Source organism: Pseudomonas sp. RC10-4-2 (genome assembly GCF_050433085.1).
GTDB classification, from domain to species: domain Bacteria; phylum Pseudomonadota; class Gammaproteobacteria; order Pseudomonadales; family Pseudomonadaceae; genus Pseudomonas; species Pseudomonas aeruginosa.
In genome coordinates, this window is sequence record NZ_JBNPXX010000001.1 from 371337 (window position 1) to 386871 (window position 15535).

The 15535-nt window shown below is 65.9% G+C and carries 18 protein-coding genes; 9 read left to right on the forward strand and 9 right to left on the reverse strand.

From position 1 onward, the window contains the following. The first annotated feature begins 7 nt into the window (after positions 1-7). The 8 genes from FHW81_RS01785 to FHW81_RS01820 all read left to right on the forward strand — a co-directional run bounded on the left by FHW81_RS01785 (position 8) and on the right by FHW81_RS01820 (position 5480). Positions 8-247 (forward strand): hypothetical protein, encoded by a 240-nt coding sequence (locus FHW81_RS01785; protein ID WP_003094581.1) that lies wholly within the window; start codon positions 8-10, stop codon positions 245-247. Further along, positions 244-462, forward strand: a complete 219-nt coding sequence (locus FHW81_RS01790) for a hypothetical protein (protein ID WP_023102217.1) — start codon at positions 244-246, stop codon at positions 460-462. The genes FHW81_RS01785 and FHW81_RS01790 overlap by 4 nt, the downstream gene beginning before the upstream one ends. Continuing rightward, complete coding sequence (locus FHW81_RS01795; protein ID WP_429476571.1) at positions 452-2659, forward strand: phage tail protein; 2208 nt, start codon at positions 452-454, stop codon at positions 2657-2659. The genes FHW81_RS01790 and FHW81_RS01795 overlap by 11 nt, the downstream gene beginning before the upstream one ends. Beyond that, positions 2656-3804 carry a hypothetical protein gene (locus tag FHW81_RS01800; RefSeq protein ID WP_429476573.1) on the forward strand — a complete coding sequence of 383 codons (1149 nt, stop codon included), beginning with the start codon at positions 2656-2658 and terminating at the stop codon, positions 3802-3804. Before FHW81_RS01795 ends, FHW81_RS01800 begins: the two co-directional genes overlap by 4 nt. Continuing rightward, positions 3801-4088: a hypothetical protein gene (locus FHW81_RS01805; RefSeq protein WP_034072578.1), complete on the forward strand. Its 288-nt coding sequence runs from the start codon at positions 3801-3803 to the stop codon at positions 4086-4088. Before FHW81_RS01800 ends, FHW81_RS01805 begins: the two co-directional genes overlap by 4 nt. 136 nt (positions 4089-4224) lie before the next feature. After that, positions 4225-4443: a Com family DNA-binding transcriptional regulator gene (locus tag FHW81_RS01810; protein ID WP_071536009.1), complete on the forward strand. Its 219-nt coding sequence runs from the start codon at positions 4225-4227 to the stop codon at positions 4441-4443. Beyond that, positions 4388-5158, forward strand: coding sequence for a hypothetical protein (locus FHW81_RS01815; protein WP_023102220.1), 771 nt, complete (start codon positions 4388-4390; stop codon positions 5156-5158). The genes FHW81_RS01810 and FHW81_RS01815 overlap by 56 nt, the downstream gene beginning before the upstream one ends. A gap of 97 nt (positions 5159-5255) precedes the next feature. Next, a complete protein-coding gene (locus FHW81_RS01820; protein WP_023102221.1) occupies positions 5256-5480 on the forward strand; it encodes a DUF7364 domain-containing protein in 225 nt (74 codons plus the stop codon). A gap of 523 nt (positions 5481-6003) precedes the next feature. Here the strand turns inward: FHW81_RS01820 and tsiT are convergent. The 6 genes from tsiT to FHW81_RS01850 form a co-directional block, all read right to left on the reverse strand. Continuing rightward, the gene (gene tsiT, locus FHW81_RS01825) at positions 6004-6723 is read right to left on the reverse strand and encodes a type VI secretion system immunity protein TsiT (RefSeq protein ID WP_003093015.1); all 720 of its coding nucleotides are present in this window, start codon (positions 6721-6723) and stop codon (positions 6004-6006) included. Beyond that, positions 6720-7505 carry a type VI secretion system effector protein TseT gene (tseT, locus tag FHW81_RS01830; protein WP_003104240.1) on the reverse strand — a complete coding sequence of 262 codons (786 nt, stop codon included), beginning with the start codon at positions 7503-7505 and terminating at the stop codon, positions 6720-6722. The genes tsiT and tseT overlap by 4 nt, the downstream gene beginning before the upstream one ends. Then, positions 7502-7885: a hypothetical protein gene (locus FHW81_RS01835; RefSeq protein WP_003104238.1), complete on the reverse strand. Its 384-nt coding sequence runs from the start codon at positions 7883-7885 to the stop codon at positions 7502-7504. The genes tseT and FHW81_RS01835 overlap by 4 nt, the downstream gene beginning before the upstream one ends. Then, entirely contained in the window at positions 7878-8405 is a 528-nt protein-coding gene (locus tag FHW81_RS01840; RefSeq protein ID WP_016253029.1) for a DUF4123 domain-containing protein, read from the reverse strand. Before FHW81_RS01840 ends, FHW81_RS01835 begins: the two co-directional genes overlap by 8 nt. Beyond that, complete coding sequence (locus FHW81_RS01845; RefSeq protein ID WP_003104235.1) at positions 8402-8797, reverse strand: PAAR domain-containing protein; 396 nt, start codon at positions 8795-8797, stop codon at positions 8402-8404. Before FHW81_RS01845 ends, FHW81_RS01840 begins: the two co-directional genes overlap by 4 nt. A 384-nt stretch (positions 8798-9181) precedes the next feature. Further along, positions 9182-10765, reverse strand: a complete 1584-nt coding sequence (locus FHW81_RS01850) for a peptide chain release factor 3 (RefSeq protein WP_411311154.1) — start codon at positions 10763-10765, stop codon at positions 9182-9184. 220 nt (positions 10766-10985) lie between these two features. On the opposite strand from FHW81_RS01850, the gene ivy reads away from it, so the two are divergent. Further along, positions 10986-11447: a lysozyme inhibitor Ivy gene (gene ivy / locus FHW81_RS01855; RefSeq protein ID WP_003093002.1), complete on the forward strand. Its 462-nt coding sequence runs from the start codon at positions 10986-10988 to the stop codon at positions 11445-11447. A gap of 95 nt (positions 11448-11542) precedes the next feature. Here ivy and fecA read toward each other — a convergent pair whose 3' ends face one another. The 3 genes from fecA to FHW81_RS01870 form a co-directional block, all read right to left on the reverse strand. Beyond that, positions 11543-13897, reverse strand: a complete 2355-nt coding sequence (gene fecA, locus FHW81_RS01860) for a TonB-dependent Fe(3+) dicitrate receptor FecA (RefSeq protein ID WP_003161901.1) — start codon at positions 13895-13897, stop codon at positions 11543-11545. 94 nt (positions 13898-13991) lie between these two features. Then, entirely contained in the window at positions 13992-14945 is a 954-nt protein-coding gene (locus tag FHW81_RS01865; protein ID WP_003453883.1) for a FecR domain-containing protein, read from the reverse strand. Then, positions 14942-15451 carry a sigma-70 family RNA polymerase sigma factor gene (locus tag FHW81_RS01870; protein ID WP_003092999.1) on the reverse strand — a complete coding sequence of 170 codons (510 nt, stop codon included), beginning with the start codon at positions 15449-15451 and terminating at the stop codon, positions 14942-14944. The genes FHW81_RS01865 and FHW81_RS01870 overlap by 4 nt, the downstream gene beginning before the upstream one ends. Positions 15452-15535 lie beyond the last annotated feature (84 nt).

A 15535-nucleotide genomic window follows, 5' to 3' on the forward strand; every position in this document is an offset into this window, starting at 1 on the left:
GTAGGCCGTGGATCCGATCACAATCAATCTCGTCATTCTGGCGGCGTCGTTCATCCTATCCAAGGTCTTGGCGCCGAAGCCGCAGAAGCCCAAGCCGACCGCCTTTGAGGACATCGATTTCCCGCGCTGTGACGAGGGCGACGAGCAGGTCGCCGTCTTCGGTCAGTGCTGGTCGAAGAGCTGGATGGTGCTGACCGTAGGCAACTACCGAACGAAGGCGATCAAGACCAAAGGGAGCAAGAAATGATCGTTACGGCTCAGCACCTGCATACCGTGCCGACCTGGACCACTCGGCAGGGCTACTGCCATCGCCAGGCGAGGGAGTTCTTCAAGCGCCATGACCTCGACTGGATGGCGTTCCTACGGGACGGCATCGAGGCCGACGTGCTGGTCGCGACCGGCGACGCGCTCGCGCTCAAATTGGTTGAACATGCACGCCAGGAGATCGCGAATGGGCGCTAAACCGAAGGCACAGACGGTCGGGTTCCGCTACTACTTCGACATCCATTTCGCCCTGGGCAAGAAAGTCGATGAAGTTTGTGCAATCCGGGCGAGTGGCAAAACCGCGTGGAAAGGGTCGATCACCAGCAACGGACAGGTCCGCATCAATGCGCCTGAGCTGTTCGGTGGTGACAAGGGCGAAGGTGGGCTCGATGGGACGCTGGATGTCCTGTTCGGTGAAGAGGACCAGGGCGTCCTGCCGCGCCTGGCGGCGATGCTCGGCGGCCTGGTGCCGGCGTTCCGGGGCGTTACCACGTGCTTCTATTCCGGCCTGGTTACCTCGGTTAACTGGTACCCGAAAAAGTGGGAGATTTTGCGTCGAGGCGGGAACCGGCTGTGGGACGGCAACCCCTGGTATCCCGAAAAGCAATTTATCTGGCTCGCGGACGGTCAGATCAAGGCGATGAACCCGGCGCACATCCTATATCTCGTCTACACCGGCCGGGACTTCCGGGGACTGGCCCGCACGCGAATGGACGAGGCGAGCTGGCGGGCCGCTGCTGACAAGCTGTATGCCGAGGGTTTCGGGTTGTGCTTTGAATGGACCAGGTCCGACACGTTCGCCAACTTCTGCGAGACGGTGAAGTCGCACATTGGCGCCGAAGTCTACCCGAACCGCCAGACCGGACAGATCAGCATCCGGCTCCTGCGGGACGACTACAACGTCGCGGACCTGCCGCTGTTCGACGAGGACAGCGGCCTCCTGGAGATCACCCAGGAGAAGACCGGCTCGACCTCGCTCGCGCCGAGCCAGCTTATCGTGAAGTACATCGACCAGACCGACGGTGCGCAGCGCCAAGTCATCGTCAACAACAACGCGGTCGCCGCGTCGCAGGGGCGGCGGTCGTCCGAGGAAGTCGAGTTCCTGGGCGTGCCGACTGGCGAGTTGGCCGGGCGAGTCGGTGAGCGGGAAATGCGTCTGAAGACAACCGGCCTGAAGCGCTATAAAGGCGTATTCGACCGCCGCGCCCGTAGCCTGAACCCAGGCCAGCCGTTCCGTATTCGCTCGACCCGGCGCGGCATCCCTGAAACCGTCGTTCGGGTCGGCCGGATCGAGGACAACTTCCTCGGCGACGGCAAGATCGTCCTGACCGTCGTTCAGGACCAGTTCAATCTGCCGGCGACTACCGGCGTGGCACCGCCACCACCGGGCTGGATTCCGCCAGACCGGACGCCTCGGGCGATCACTGTGCGCCGCCTGATGGAGGCACCCTATCGCGAACTGGCCGGGGTGATCGATCCGGCCAACTTGCAGCTCCTGGACGTGTCCGCGTCGTACCTTGCCGCACTGGCCGTGGCGCCGACCAGCCTGTCGCAGAGCTACACCTTGACCGACCGCGTCGGCAGCTCTGGCGCGTTCGTTGATCGCGGAACCGGCGACTGGTGCCCGACCGGACTACTCGCTGCCGAGCTGCCGCTGGTGGCCGGCCCGAGCGTGGTCACGCTGACCAACGCCAGCCGGCTGGAGGACGTCACTGTCGGCCAGGCCGCAGTCGTGGACGATGAGATAGTCCGGGTCGATGCAGTCAACTACGCCAGCGGCACGGTCACCCTCGCGCGCGGCTGCGCCGATACCGTACCGGCCAAGCATCTGGCCGGGGCTCGGGTCTGGTTCTACGACACGTTCGAAGCGGTGGACGAAACGGTCTACAGCCAGGGCGTGACGCTCCAGGCCCGGCTGCTGACGAACACCAGCGAGGGCCAACTGGCCCCGGCGCTGGCCGCCACCGACAGCCTGACGCTGACCGGGCGCCAAGGTAAGCCGTACCCGCCCGGCCAGTTCCGCATCAACGGTAGCGCGTACCCGGCGAAGGTCTACGGGGCGTTATCAGTGAGCTGGGCGAAGCGCGACCGCATTGGCCAGGCCGACCAGCTGATCGATACCACGGTCGGCAACATCGGCCCGGAAGCTGGGGCGACGGTGACGCTCCAGGTCTACAGCGGCACGACGCTGAAGCGCACCTACGCCGGCCTCACATCCAGTAGCTGGTCCTATCCGCTGGCCGAGGACATGGCGGATGGTCCGCTCCAGGACGTGCGCCTTGTCCTGCGCAGTGTCCGCGACGGCATCAACTCTTGGCAGCAGCACGACATCACGATTGAACGCCACGGCCTCGGTTTCCGGCTTGGCGAAGAACTAGGAGGCGTTTCCGCATGAGCCTGACGATGGGGCCGAACACTGGCCTACTGATCAACGGCGCACCCGGTGAGGGGCACTACAACGAACTTATGCGCCTGTTGCGCTGGGATGACTTCCTGCGCCAGCCCGTGGTCAAGGGCCGCGTCGCCACGCTGCCAACTTCCGGCCAGGCCGAGGGCGACACTTACATTTTCACTGGGGCCGGGGCGAACCAGAACCGCCTGGCCCGCTGGTGGGCGACTGGCGCGACCACGCCCATTTGGGAGTACATGCCACCCAGGCTGGGCTGGCGGGTGCAGGTGGCGAACGAGGCCACGCCTGCTGGCCAGGTCAAGACGTATGAGTTCGGGGGCAGTGGCTGGACTGAGCTGGTGGGCGGGATGGCCGACGCGCCGAGCGACGGAAAGCCGTATGCCCGCGAAAGCGGCGCCTGGGCGGAGCTGGGGTCGGCCGCGAAATCGGCGCTCAACGTTCTGCCGTTCATGAACCTGATGCCGGACATGGGGCGTTTCGCGGGAACCGCAGCCAACCCGCTGGCTACGATGTTCACAACGTCGTGGACTCCAAGCTCGTTTCTCAACGGCTGGAACGGCGCCACCGTTGCAGATGGGGGCAAGTTCGCCTTCGACAACAGCACGAACGGCGGGGCCGGGCCGGCGCTCAATGCGCGGGTGCAGGCGCTGCTCGCGGCAATGGGCCGGACGTGGACGTCAGTGTCCCGATACGGGGTCGAGTTCTTCACCACCGTTCTGACTGCGGGATCGCAGACAACTACCGGCTCGGCCGGCGCGGATGGGGTCACACGGTATCTGTGCTGCTCCAACGGCAGCAAAACAGTTTTCAACGCGGGCGCATGGGCGACTGTCGTCATGTGGCTGCGTGTCGAAAGCGGCTCGGCTCATATCTCCTCTGCGCCCTATACGACCCATCGCCTTTGGATCAATGGCGCTGTCGCTGCGCCTGGCGTGGTACTGCCGGCGAATCAATGGGTACATCTGCGATTCTCGATGCAGTCATACAACGGCTATGACAATGCGTGTCCGTACATCTACGCATCCGCAGGTGCTCAGATCGCCATTGCGTGTCCAGCCTGGTTCGGCGGATTGGTCGATCCGGGCATCCACGTCGCACCCATCCTGACAATCAACGGAGCAAGCGCATGATGAAGCGGGTTCTCTACAAAGGGGTCTTCTTCACTGAGTGGGACGGCCCACTGGCGGCCATCGCTGAAACTGCCGGGGTGAGCCTGGACGATCTTACGTTCCACCCGGATGACGCGCTGGCCGAGGTCCAGGAGCTTCGCCGCCAGGCCTATCGCACCGAGTCTGATCCTCTGCGGCTAGAGGCAGAATATGACGCCATCGCTACCGGCACAGCGCCGGACTTGTCGGCCTGGATGGCGGCAGTGCGGGCAATCAAGGCGCGTTATCCCCTTCCCGCAGAGTAAAGAGAGGGCGCCATAGGTAGGAGCTGCAACTCCCATCCGTGGCGTCAACGAGCAGACACAACCTGCAAGTCAACCGAGGCCCTCCCACTCTCGCGAGAGCGGGCCAAGCCTAACTGATAGTTGTAGGTTTTGCAGAATGTTTGACGTTCGTTGTGGCGGTTGCAACCGCCTGCTCGCCCGCGCTAGCGGGTTCCAACACTTACAGATCAAGTGCCCGCGATGCCGGACACTGAACGCATTGACAGCCGCGAGCTGCATTGAACCTGAGCGCCATGGAGCGCCTGTTTCAGAGGTAGCTCATGGCTCAGAAGCCTTCTCACCATCCCAAAGCTCCGGGTGCGTACCATGCGCCTAAAAGTGACAAGCCGGAATACATTCAGGGCGAGACAGGACTCGCCGGGTTTGGCTCCAGATCGTTCTATGTGGCGCAGATACCACGGGTGGAGGCTAATGCTGTCATCAAGCAGCATCACTACTCTCGTCGGATCGTCGCAAACTCCTATGTCCACCTTGGCGTCTTCATCGACGGGGTCCAAGTAGGCGTGCTTCAGTTTGGGTATGCACTAAACCCCGTGGCGGGAGCGACGAAAATCATTGAGGGAACACAGGTTGATCAGTACCTGGAGTTGAACCGCATGTGGCTGGATGACTCAGCTCCTCGCAACAGCGAGAGTCGAGCTTTGAGCTATGCGTTCAAGTTCATCAAACGAGCCTGCCCGCGAGTTGCTTGGGTGCAGTCATTCGCCGACGAGCGATGTGGGGGATGGGGGATCGTCTACCAAGCCGCCAACTTTCTTTACTTCGGACATCACCGAAAGGGCTTCTATGAGCTTGACGGGGAGACCTATCACGAGATGCTGCTCACGGCGCGCCCTGGAGGAGGCGGACGTGCGAAGTACCTGCGGGACAACCTGGAGCGGGCGGTACGCAAGAGCCTATTGCAGTTCCGCTATATATATCTGATCCGAAAGAACTGGCTAGCGCGAGCCAAAGTCCCGCCTCTTCCGTATCCAAAGCCTGGTCAGCCCCTTCCATCTCGACGTCGTAAGAAGGGGGTGTTCTTGGCATGACCGCGAGACATTGTCACTAGGCGTTTTGATAATTGTGACCAGCATCTCCTATTTGCTACGGTCCCGACTGATATGCGCAGTAGATAGGGATGCTGGGATGGACGATGCATTGAGGCGTAGATTGCGTGCGGAGCTGTTGGAGGTGGGGTTCCTCAACCAGTGCTGCCTAGACCTGATGGACAGCATGGAGGCCGAGTTCAGCCTCACCGATGACCAGCGCGAGTGCATCGAGCAGCTCAGCCGATTTCTGCGGGAAGGAATCGGCAAGCTTACAGCTCTTTCTGAGCGTGTGGCCGATGGCGACATCGTGGTCTTGTGCTGATCTTTTGAAAGTCTTTTGCCGCGCCCGAAACGGCTAGGTCGTGTCATTTATGGCGCAAATCCGCGCCAAATTTCGCGCCGCGCTACAGTGGCGTATTCGCCCCACGGAACGGAGCCCCCTCCAGGGTGGCCTTCTGCATGGCACGTGGGCCTGGTAGGGCGAATAACCGCTTGCGGTTATCCGCCGTTGCGGCGGGATGCCGGCGGATAACGCCGGTGGCGTTATTCGCCCTACGGAACGGAGCCCCCTCCAGGGTGGCCTTCCAGTGTGGCACGTGGGCCTGGTGGGGCGAATAACCGCTTGCGGCTATCCGCCGTTGCGGCGGGATATCGGCGGATAACGCCGGTGGCGTATTCGTCCCACGGAACGGAGGTCACTCCAGGGTGGCCTTGCTGCGTGGCACGTGGGCCTGGTAGGGCGAATAACCGCCTGCGGTTATCCGCCGTTGCGGCGGGATACCGGCGGATAACGCCGGTGGCGTATTCGCCCCACGGAACGGAGGCCCCACCAGGTTCGTACGTCGTCAGCCGCGCAGCGGCGGCAGGTAGCCCAGTTCCATCAGCTTGATGTCCGCTTCGCCGACGCGCTCGAAATGTTCGCGACGGGTTTCGTCCATCGGTTCGCGGCCGTTCAGCAGCAGGGTGCCACGGCCGGGAATGTCGACCAGCTCCGTAGCCGCCGGGAAGTCCGTGGCCCTTAGCGGATGCGGGCAGAAGCCGATCCAGCCGATGCTGCGGCGGTCCGGGAAGGTCCGCTGGTGTACGAAGTACGCATGCGGAGCGAGCATGCCCCAGGTCGTTTCGGGCCAGATTTCCAGCGCCGCGAGGAAGATCGCGACGAAGGAGGACGCCGGTGCGTCGAACACCTGCAGCAGGCTGCCGGCATCTTCCAACTGGAGCCTGGACGAGACGGCCCTGCCGCTGGCCTCGTAGTCCAGCGACAACCCGCCCTTGAGCGGATCCTCCTCGCCGTTCCATAGCACCAGTTCCACCGCCCGGGTGCGTCGGTCACGCGACAGGGCCTTGGCGAGATCCTGGCGGTGCTCGGTGACGTTGTGGCTGAGGGCATCGCGCAGGGAGTCGCCGCACAGGTACCAGTTCTCCAGCACCGGATGGAGGGGCGCGAGGGCATCGAGGAAGCGCTCTATCCGTTGCAGGTGCTGGTCGTCGTCCAGTTCGAGGAGCCGTGCCGGATCGAAGTACAGCTCGAATATGTAGCGCCTGAAAGCCTTGGCGTCCGTCATGCGCAATACCCCGGGTTCTCTTCGCAAAACCTTTTCATCTCTTCCTGTTCCTTCGCGCGGGTTTCCTGGTAGTCGTCGTGCTCGTCCGTTCCCGGCATCGGATTCCAGAATGCCTTCAGGTTGGCCAGTCCCATGCGCAGGTACTCCGCGGCGCAGTACTCGTAGACGATCCGCTGCAGGAAGTGCCATTCGACGAACACCGGCGGGGTCGGTCGGGCCTTGTCGCTGTGGACCTCGGCCTTCTGCAGCAGGTCCGACTTCACCTTGGCCCGCGCCCAGGGCCTGGGCACGCCGAGCAGCGGGACGAACAGGAAGGCGTAGTTGGCCTTCGCCTCCAGCAGGGTGCAGCGCGGCTCGTCGAAGCCGTCCCACCAGGTGCCGCTCCAGAACCATTCGTGGGGAAACGGGAAATTGGTCACCCACTGCTGGTAGCGCGCGGACAGGTCCGACATGCTGTGGCCCTTGCCGTTATTGGCGATGGCCATTTCGCCCCGGGACGGCGGGCACTCCACGCAGTCCTTGTCGCGGCCCTGGCTCTTGCTGCAATCGCGCTCGGCTTCCCGGGTCCGGTCGCGGCTCAGCGTGCCGGTCTCGGTCCTGGGCAGGGTCTGCGGCACCGGCATCGGACGCGGTACCGGCCTGGGCAGCGCGCCGGGGGCCGGTCGCGGCAGCGGGCGCGGCGCCGGCATCGGCAAGTGCGGCCGGGGCGGCGCGGGTAGTTCGAAGGGCAGCCGCGGACCCATGCGGGGCAGCGGTCGGAAAAGCGCGCCTATGCCGCTCATGCCGGTCTCCCCGAGGTTTCGTACGCGCGCCATTTCTGGCTGGCCAGGCGAAACTCGACGATCCGTTCGTAGTCCTGGAAGCGTTGTTCCGGGCTGTCCGCCAGCGGCCGGCGCATGTGTGCGAGAAACGCCGGCGTGTCCTGGAAAGCGGGGAAGGCCAGGCCGTGCAGAAGAAAGCGTTCGATCGTCCCGGGCTCTTCGATACCCAGTTCCAGCGCCGTCGCGCGCAGCTCGCCGAGTTGCCGGATGGCGGGCAGCAGGCCGCGTCGTTCGAGCCAGGCGGGAGCCTCCCGGCGTACCTCCAGCAGGACCCGCTCGATGACTTCGTCGTCGCGGACCCGCTGCAGGCGATCCAGTTGGCCGGCATCCAGTTCAAGCATCGGCGGTCCGCTCCGTTTCCCGGTCATAGACGAGGTAGCCGCCCTGCAGGGGCTGCCAGACCTGCCAACGCTCCAGCGGCGCCATCACTTGCGTCCATTGCCGCGCGGTCATGACCTGTTCCAGCGCCCGGCGCACTTCCGGGCTGTAGTAGCGCAACAGCGCCCGGCGGCCGTCGGGCATGCGGGTGAAGAGCAGCCCGGCGAAGTGTTTCGCGAGGTTTTCGAAGGACGCCCGGCTCCACAGCCAGGAGGCCATGGGCGAGCGGCGGTCCCAGTCGCGCAGCCAGCCGAGGAACTCGCCCGATGACGAAAGCGGGGCGCTGTCCATGAATTCGATCAGGACCGGCCCGGCATGGGCGATTTCGTCCAGCTCGCTCCCGGCCAGCAGCCAGCGCGAGCGGATTTCCCCCGCGGCCTTTTCCAGGCGGGTGTCCAGGGTCAGGTAGCGGGCGCCGTCCGCCAGGGCGAACAGGCGGCTGTCCGGCGTAGGCGCCGCGAGCGCCGGCTGGAGCTGGCTCACGGTGCGCCGCCGAGGCTTTCCAGGGGCACCAGGGCCTGGTTGCGGCGTGCCGCCAGCAGCAGGCATTGCAGGCACAGCTTCGGTGGGGCGAGGGCGAGAGCGGGTGCGCCGCCGCCGCTGTTGCCGATCAGCACCGTGCCCGCCCCGCCGACCACCAGGTTGCCGTGGGTGCCGACGCTACCTACCACGGTGGCGGGCTTGCCGTTGATCAGTACGTTGGCGATGACGTTGGCGCTGAGGGTGGCGCCGCAGGCGGTGGCGTCGCCCTGGCGGGCAGCGGACAGATGGTCGAAGAAGACGTCGGGCGAGCCGCCGACGATCGGGTTGCTGCCGTGGCCCGGCAGCGGACACGCGGTCGGATCGCCCAGGCGCGCAGCGGGTTTGCCGCTCATGCTCAAGTCCCTATGAGATAAACCCTGGCACTCTGCCGTGCCACTCGGGGGCGGACAACCTATCTGAACTGCTCAGGAGGCACCTTCGGAAACGGCTTGGGCAACCGCGTCCTTGCCTGGTGGCGCTTGAAGGGATTTCCTACCTGGAAGTCTCGTCACCCGCCTGCGAAAGGCGCAGGCGTACGGAGCGATGGCGCGATGGGGAGGGGAGCCTGGGAGGAGGGAAGGAGGCGTTTCGCGCAGCGTCGCGTTCGCTTTGCCTGCGCAGGGACTGTCCGCCGATATCGCGCTGGAGCGACGGATAGCCGCGATAGGGTTATCCGCCCTGCGCCGAGACCGCCGGGGGAGGAGCCAGGGAGGCTGTCCCTGGCTCCTCCCGTGCGATCAGTGATGCTCGCGCGTCGCGCGGAAGCGGATGTCCGGCCAGCGTTCTTCCATCAGGCTGAGGTTGACGCGGGTCGGCGCCAGGTAGGTGAGGCGCCCGCCGCCGTCCACGGAGAGGTTCTCGAAGGCCTTGTCCTTGAACTCCTTGAGCTTCTTCTCGTCGTCGCACTCGATCCAGCGTGCCGACCAGACGTTGATCGCCTCGTAGGCGCACTCGACCTTGTATTCCTCCTTCAGGCGGCTGGCGACCACGTCGAACTGCAGCACGCCCACCGCACCGAGGATGATGTCGTTGTTGCGCTCGGGGAAGAACACCTGGGTCGCACCTTCCTCGGCCAGTTCCTGCAGGCCCTGGCGCAACTGCTTGGATTTCAGCGGGTCTTTCAGGCGCACGCGGCGGAACAGTTCCGGGGCGAAGTGCGGGATGCCGGTGAAACCGAAGTTCTCGCCTTCGCTGAAGGTGTCGCCGATCTGGATGGTGCCGTGGTTGTGCAGGCCGATGATGTCGCCGGCATAGGCCTCTTCCAGTTGCTCGCGCTCGGAGGAGAAGAAGGTCAGCGCGTCGGCGATCTTCACGTCCTTGCCCAGGCGCACGTGGCGCATCTTCATGCCTTTCTCGTACTTGCCCGAGCAGATGCGCATGAAGGCGATGCGGTCGCGGTGCTTGGGATCCATGTTCGCCTGGATCTTGAACACGAAGCCGGAAAACTTCTCCTCGGTCGGCTCCACGCTGCGTTCGTGGGTGGCGCGCGACAGCGGCTGCGGCGCCCAGTCGACGATGCAGTCGAGGACCTGGTCGACGCCGAAGTTGCCCAGCGCGGTGCCGAAGAACACCGGGGTCATCTCACCCTTGAGGAAGGCGTCCTTGTCGAATTCGTGGCAGGCGCCCTGCACCAGCTCCAGCTCCTCGACGAAATTGTCGTAGAGATCGCCGAGGTGGGCGCGGGCTTCGTCAGAGTCGAGCTTTTCGATGACCTTGGTCTCGATGCGCTCGTGGCCGTGGCCCGGGACGTAGACGATGATCCTGTCGTCGGCCAGGTGGTAGACGCCCTTGAAGTCCTTGTAGCAGCCGATCGGCCAGGTGATCGGCGCGGCCTTGATCTTCAGCACCGCCTCGATCTCGTCGAGCAGCTCGATGGGGTCGCGGATGTCGCGGTCGAGCTTGTTGATGAAGCTGACGATGGGCGTGTCGCGCAGCCGGCAGACTTCCATCAGGGCGATGGTCCGCGGTTCGACGCCCTTGCCGCCGTCGAGCACCATCAGCGCCGAGTCCACCGCGGTCAGGGTGCGGTAGGTGTCTTCGGAGAAGTCTTCGTGGCCGGGGGTGTCGAGCAGGTTGATCATGTGCTCGCGGTAGGGGAACTGCATCACCGAGGTGGTGATGGAGATGCCGCGCTGCTTTTCCATCTCCATCCAGTCGGACGTGGCGTGGCGGTCGGACTTGCGCGACTTCACGGTACCGGCGACGGCGATCGCCTTGCCCATCAGCAGGAGCTTCTCGGTGATGGTGGTCTTACCGGCGTCGGGGTGGGAAATGATCGCGAAGGTACGGCGCTTCGCGACTTCGGCGGCCTGAGTGGTCATGGATGCGTGCCTGCTGGAATCCGTTGGCGTGGGCGCGGGACGGCCCGGAAAAACGCGGGATTATAGCGGTAAAACGCGGCGCGTCGGGATGCCTGTCATCCGGCGATCGATGGAATTGCCGGTGGACAGCGAACTTGTCGCAGTCGTGCCGTTCCAAGCAGCCAGCGGCGGCCACCGCCGGATAGACTGCTTTCATTTCACCCGATCGAAGGAAATCACCATGAACGGAGTATCCAGACTGCTCTCCCTGGCCTTGCTGGGCGCGGCGCTGCACTGGGCGCCGGCGCAGGCCGAGGAGCAGCCGCGGCTGTTCGAACTGCTCGGCCAGCCCGGCTACAAGGCCACCTGGCATGCCATGTTCAAGGGCGAGAGCGACGTGCCGAAATGGGTTTCCGACGCCAGCGGCCCGAGTTCCCCGTCCACCAGCCTGAGCCTGGAGGGCCAGCCCTACGTCCTGGCCAACAGTTGCAAACCCCACGATTGCGGCAACAACCGCCTGCTGGTGGCGTTCCGCGGCGACAAGAGTGCCGCCTACGGGCTGCAGGTGAGCCTGCCGGACGAGCCCGCCGAAGTCATGCAGACGCCGAGCAAGTACGCCACCTATCGCTGGTACGGCGAACCCTCCAGGCAGGTCCGCGAGCTGCTGATGAAACAGTTGGAGAGCGATCCGAACTGGAAGTGACGCCGGGCCTGAGGGTAACCAGGCCCGGCGGCGGGGAGGGCGGATGATCGCTGGCGATCGTCCGCCGTTGCGCCATGCGCTCCCGCGGTCTTTCTTCAGAAACCGACCGAGGCCTGTACGTACAGGGTGCGCGGCTGGCCGACGTAGAGGCCCTTGTTGTTGTCGTCGAACGAGCGGGTGTAGTAGCGGCGATCGAACAGGTTCTTCACCCCCAGGCCGAGCTTGAGGTCGTTCAGTTGCGGGCCGAAGTCGTAGGTGCCGCGCGCGCTCCAGACCATCCAGCCGGCGATCCGCCCGGTGCTGCCGTCGGCGCTTTCGCTCTCGGTGTTGGCGTTGTCGGCGTACTGGCTGGTCTGGAAGCTGCCGTCGAGGTTGTAGCTCCAGGCGCCGGTGCGGTAGTTGGCGCCAAGGGTGCCCTTGTGCTTCGAGGAGAACGGCACCTGGTTGCCCTTGTTCGGCCCGTCTTCGCGAATGCTCGCGTCGACGTAGGCGTAGCTGGCATAGACGTCGAAGCCGGAGAGCAGCGGGTCGAGATCGGCCAGGTCGTAGGCGATCGCCGCCTCGATGCCCTTGTGCCGGGTCTTGCCGCGGGCGGTCACGCTGTCGGTCTGCTGGTTGCTCTCGTACTGGTTGTCGAAGTTGATCAGGAAGGCGCCCAGTTCGGCGCGCAGGATGCCGTCGTCGTAGCGGCTGCCGAGTTCCCAGGTGCGGGCCTTCTCCGGCTCGATGTCGCCGCTGCGCACCGCCTTGCCCATCTGGCTGTACTGCACGGTGCCGAACGAGCCCTCGGTGTTGGCGTAGAGGTTCCAGCTCGGCGTGAGGTGGTAGGTCACGTTGAGCGCCGGCAGCGAGGCGTTGTAGCGGCCGCTGTCCTTGCTGTTCTTCAGCAGGTTCTTCTGTTCGGAATCGATCTTCTCGTAGCGGATGCCGGGGGTGATGGTCCAGTTGCCGATGTCGATGCGATCGTCGATGTAGAACGCGTTGGCTTCGGTGCTGCCGCGGGTGTCGCGGTCGTTGCGGCTGCCGGTGCTGGGTAGCTGGCCGCTGTCGGCGCGGGTCCAGTAGCGCAGCTCGTGGCTGGCTTCGTTGACGTAGCGGTGGCCGATGCCCACTTCGTGGCGACTTTCGCCCAGCTCGAAGCCCTGGCTGAAGCGGGTTTCCAGGCCTCGCACCCAGTATTCGCGCGGCGACAGGGTGAGGTTGCGGCCCTGGTCGAGGTAGCCGCTGCGCAGGGTCTTGGTGAAGAAGCCGGTGACGTTGAGCTTCTGGCTGGCGTTGGGGGTGTATTCGTAGCTGGCGCTGGCCAGGGTACGGCGGCCCCAGAACTTGTCGTAGGGACGGGTCGACTGGTACGGGTCGTCGCGGTAGGCCGCGGTGCCGAGGCCGCCGGGCATGTCGGCCTCGCCGTCGTAGTACTGGGTCATCGCCGAAAACGCGTGTTCGTCGCTGGGCTGGAAGCGGCCCTTGAGGATCAGGTCGTCGATCCGCGTATCGCTGTGCTCGCGCCAATCGCCGCCGCGGGTGCCGGAGTAGAGCAGGGCGCCGCCGAGGCCGTTGGCGCCGGTGCCGCCGATCAGCACGTTGTGGGTGGTCTTCAGGCCGTCCTGGCTGGAGCTGGGGCTGAGTTCGCTGTGCACGTCGAGCTTGGTGGCGAAGTCCTCGGGGATCGCCCGGGTCACGAAGTTGACGATGCCGCCGACGTTCTGCGGCCCGTAGCGCACCGCGCCGCCGCCGCGGACCACGTCCACCGCGTCCATGTTGCCGATGGACACCGGCGCCAGCGACAACTGTGGCTGGCCGTAGGGGGCGAAGGGCACCGGGATGCCGTCCATCAGCACCGTCGAGCGCGACGCCAGGCGCGGGTTGAGGCCGCGAATGCCGAAGTTCAATGCCAGGTCGTGGCTGCCGGTGCCGTTGTTGAGCGGCGCGCTGACCCCGGGAATGCGCTCCAGCACTTCGCGGGTGCTGGCCGCGCCTTGGGCCTGGAACTGCTCGCGGCGGACCACGTCGCGCGCACCGGGATGCTCGAAGACGTCGGCGGCGCTGGCGTCGGCCAGCCAGTCGCCGACCACGGTGAGCGCCTGCAGGTTGGCCGGGTCTTCCACCGGCAGCGCTTCCAGGGTGTAGGCGCCGTCGCCGCGGGCGCGCGCCTCCAGGCCGGAGCCGGCGAGCAGGGCGGCCAGGGCTTCCTCCAGGGTGTACTCGCCGTCCAGCGCCTGGCTGCGTCGCGCGGCGGTCTGTTCCGGGCTGAAGGCGATCAGCACGCCGGCCTGGCGGCCTAGGTGGTTCAACGCCTGCTCCAGCGGCTCGGCAGGCAGGCGGTAGTACTGGCGGGCATCGGTGCGGATCTCGGCGGCGCAGGCGCTGCCGGCGGAAACCAGGACGGGACCGCCGAGGCAGGCGAGGAGCAGGGCGCGGCTGAGCGGCGACAGGGCGCGTGACGGGGACATGAGGGACACTCCAGTGGATCTTTCGAGGTTGGCTTTCCTCCTCTGTCACGCGAGGTGGGGAAAAAGGCTCAGGTGCGCGGAAATATCTTTCCGCTCATTCGCGCGGGTGCACGCCGACCCAGTAGCGGGTGATGCGCCGTACCTCCACGGGCAGCACCGCCGGCAGGGTGGCGAGGATCCGCTCGCTATCGTCCAGCGGATAGCTGCCGGAAATCCGCAGGCCGCCGATGCGCGGGTCGCAGCCCAGCCGGCCGGGGCGGTAGCGCGCGACTTCGGCGAGGAATTCGTCCAGGCGCATGCCGGCGGCCACCAGCATGCCGTCGGTCCAGGCGCCGCTGCCGACCGGCAGCGGCTGCGGAGCGCCGAGTCGCTCGCGGTCGAAGTCCAGTTGCCGGCCGCTGGGCAACAGCAGGCCCTGGCCGGCGCGGTTCTCCACCTGTACCGCGCCTTCGTGGACGGCGACGCGGGTGCGTCCGGCGAACTGGCGCACGTCGAACCGGGTGCCCACCGGTCGCAGCCGGCCTTCCGCGCTGTACACGTGCAGCGGGCGCGGGTCGTGGCCGGTGCTGAGCTGGATTTCCCCGCGCAGCAGGAGCAGGCGCCGTTCGCCGGCATCGAAGCGGACATCCACCGCCGTGTCGCTGTTCAGCTCGAGGCGACTGCCGTCGGCCAGGGCCAGGCGCCGGCGTTCGCCGACGCCGGTGGCATAGTCGGCGCTCCAGCGCTGCAGGCTGCCGCTCTCGCGCAGGCCCCAGGCGCTGCCGCCGGCGGCCAGGACCAGCAGCAGGGTCTTCAGCGCGCGCCGGCGTTGCGGCGAATGCGGTGCGTTGATGGCGGCCAGGGCCAGTGGCGTGCCTATCCCGGCCAGGCGCTGGTTGACCGCCTCGATGTGGCGCCAGGCCTGCTCGTGTTCCGGGGCCGCCTGGCGCCAGCGCTGCCAGGCCTGGCGCAGGCGTTCGTCGTCGGCGCCGCCCTGCAGCTCGACCAGCCAGCGCACGGCCTGTTCAGCCACCTGCGGCGGCACCTTGGGTGCGGCGGGCAGGCTCATGGCAGCTCGGCGAAGTAGCAGCGTTGCGCAGCCTTGAGCATGTAGCGCTTGACGCTGCTCAGGGAGATGCCCAGCTGCGTGGCGATCTCGGCGTAGCCCAGGCCGTCGAGCTGGGCCAGCAGGAAGGTCTCCTTGGCCAGCGGCGGCAGACCGTCGAGCAGACGGTCCAGCTCGACCAGGGTCTCCAGGACGATGGCGCGGGTCTCTTCGCTGGGGACTTCCCGCTCGGGCAGGCTGGCCAGGGCTTCCAGGTAGGCGCGCTCGACGTCCTGGCGGCGGTAGTGGTTGCACAGCACGCGGCGGGCGATGGTGGTGAGGAAGGCGCGCGGTTCGTCGATGCGCGCGGCCTGGCGCGAAACCAGGACCTTGACGAAGGTGTCCTGGGCCAGGTCGGCGGCGTTCTGCGGGCAGCCGAGGCGGCGCCGCAGCCAGCCCGTGAGCCAGTGGTGGTGGTCGCTGTAGAGGGTATGCAACGCGGCCGCATGGGCGAGGTCGGCGCTCGACACCTGGACATTCCCGGAGCAGAAGGATTAACGAATGATAATAGTTATCATTTTATGCTGCGGGAATGCCTGCCTACAACCGCAGGC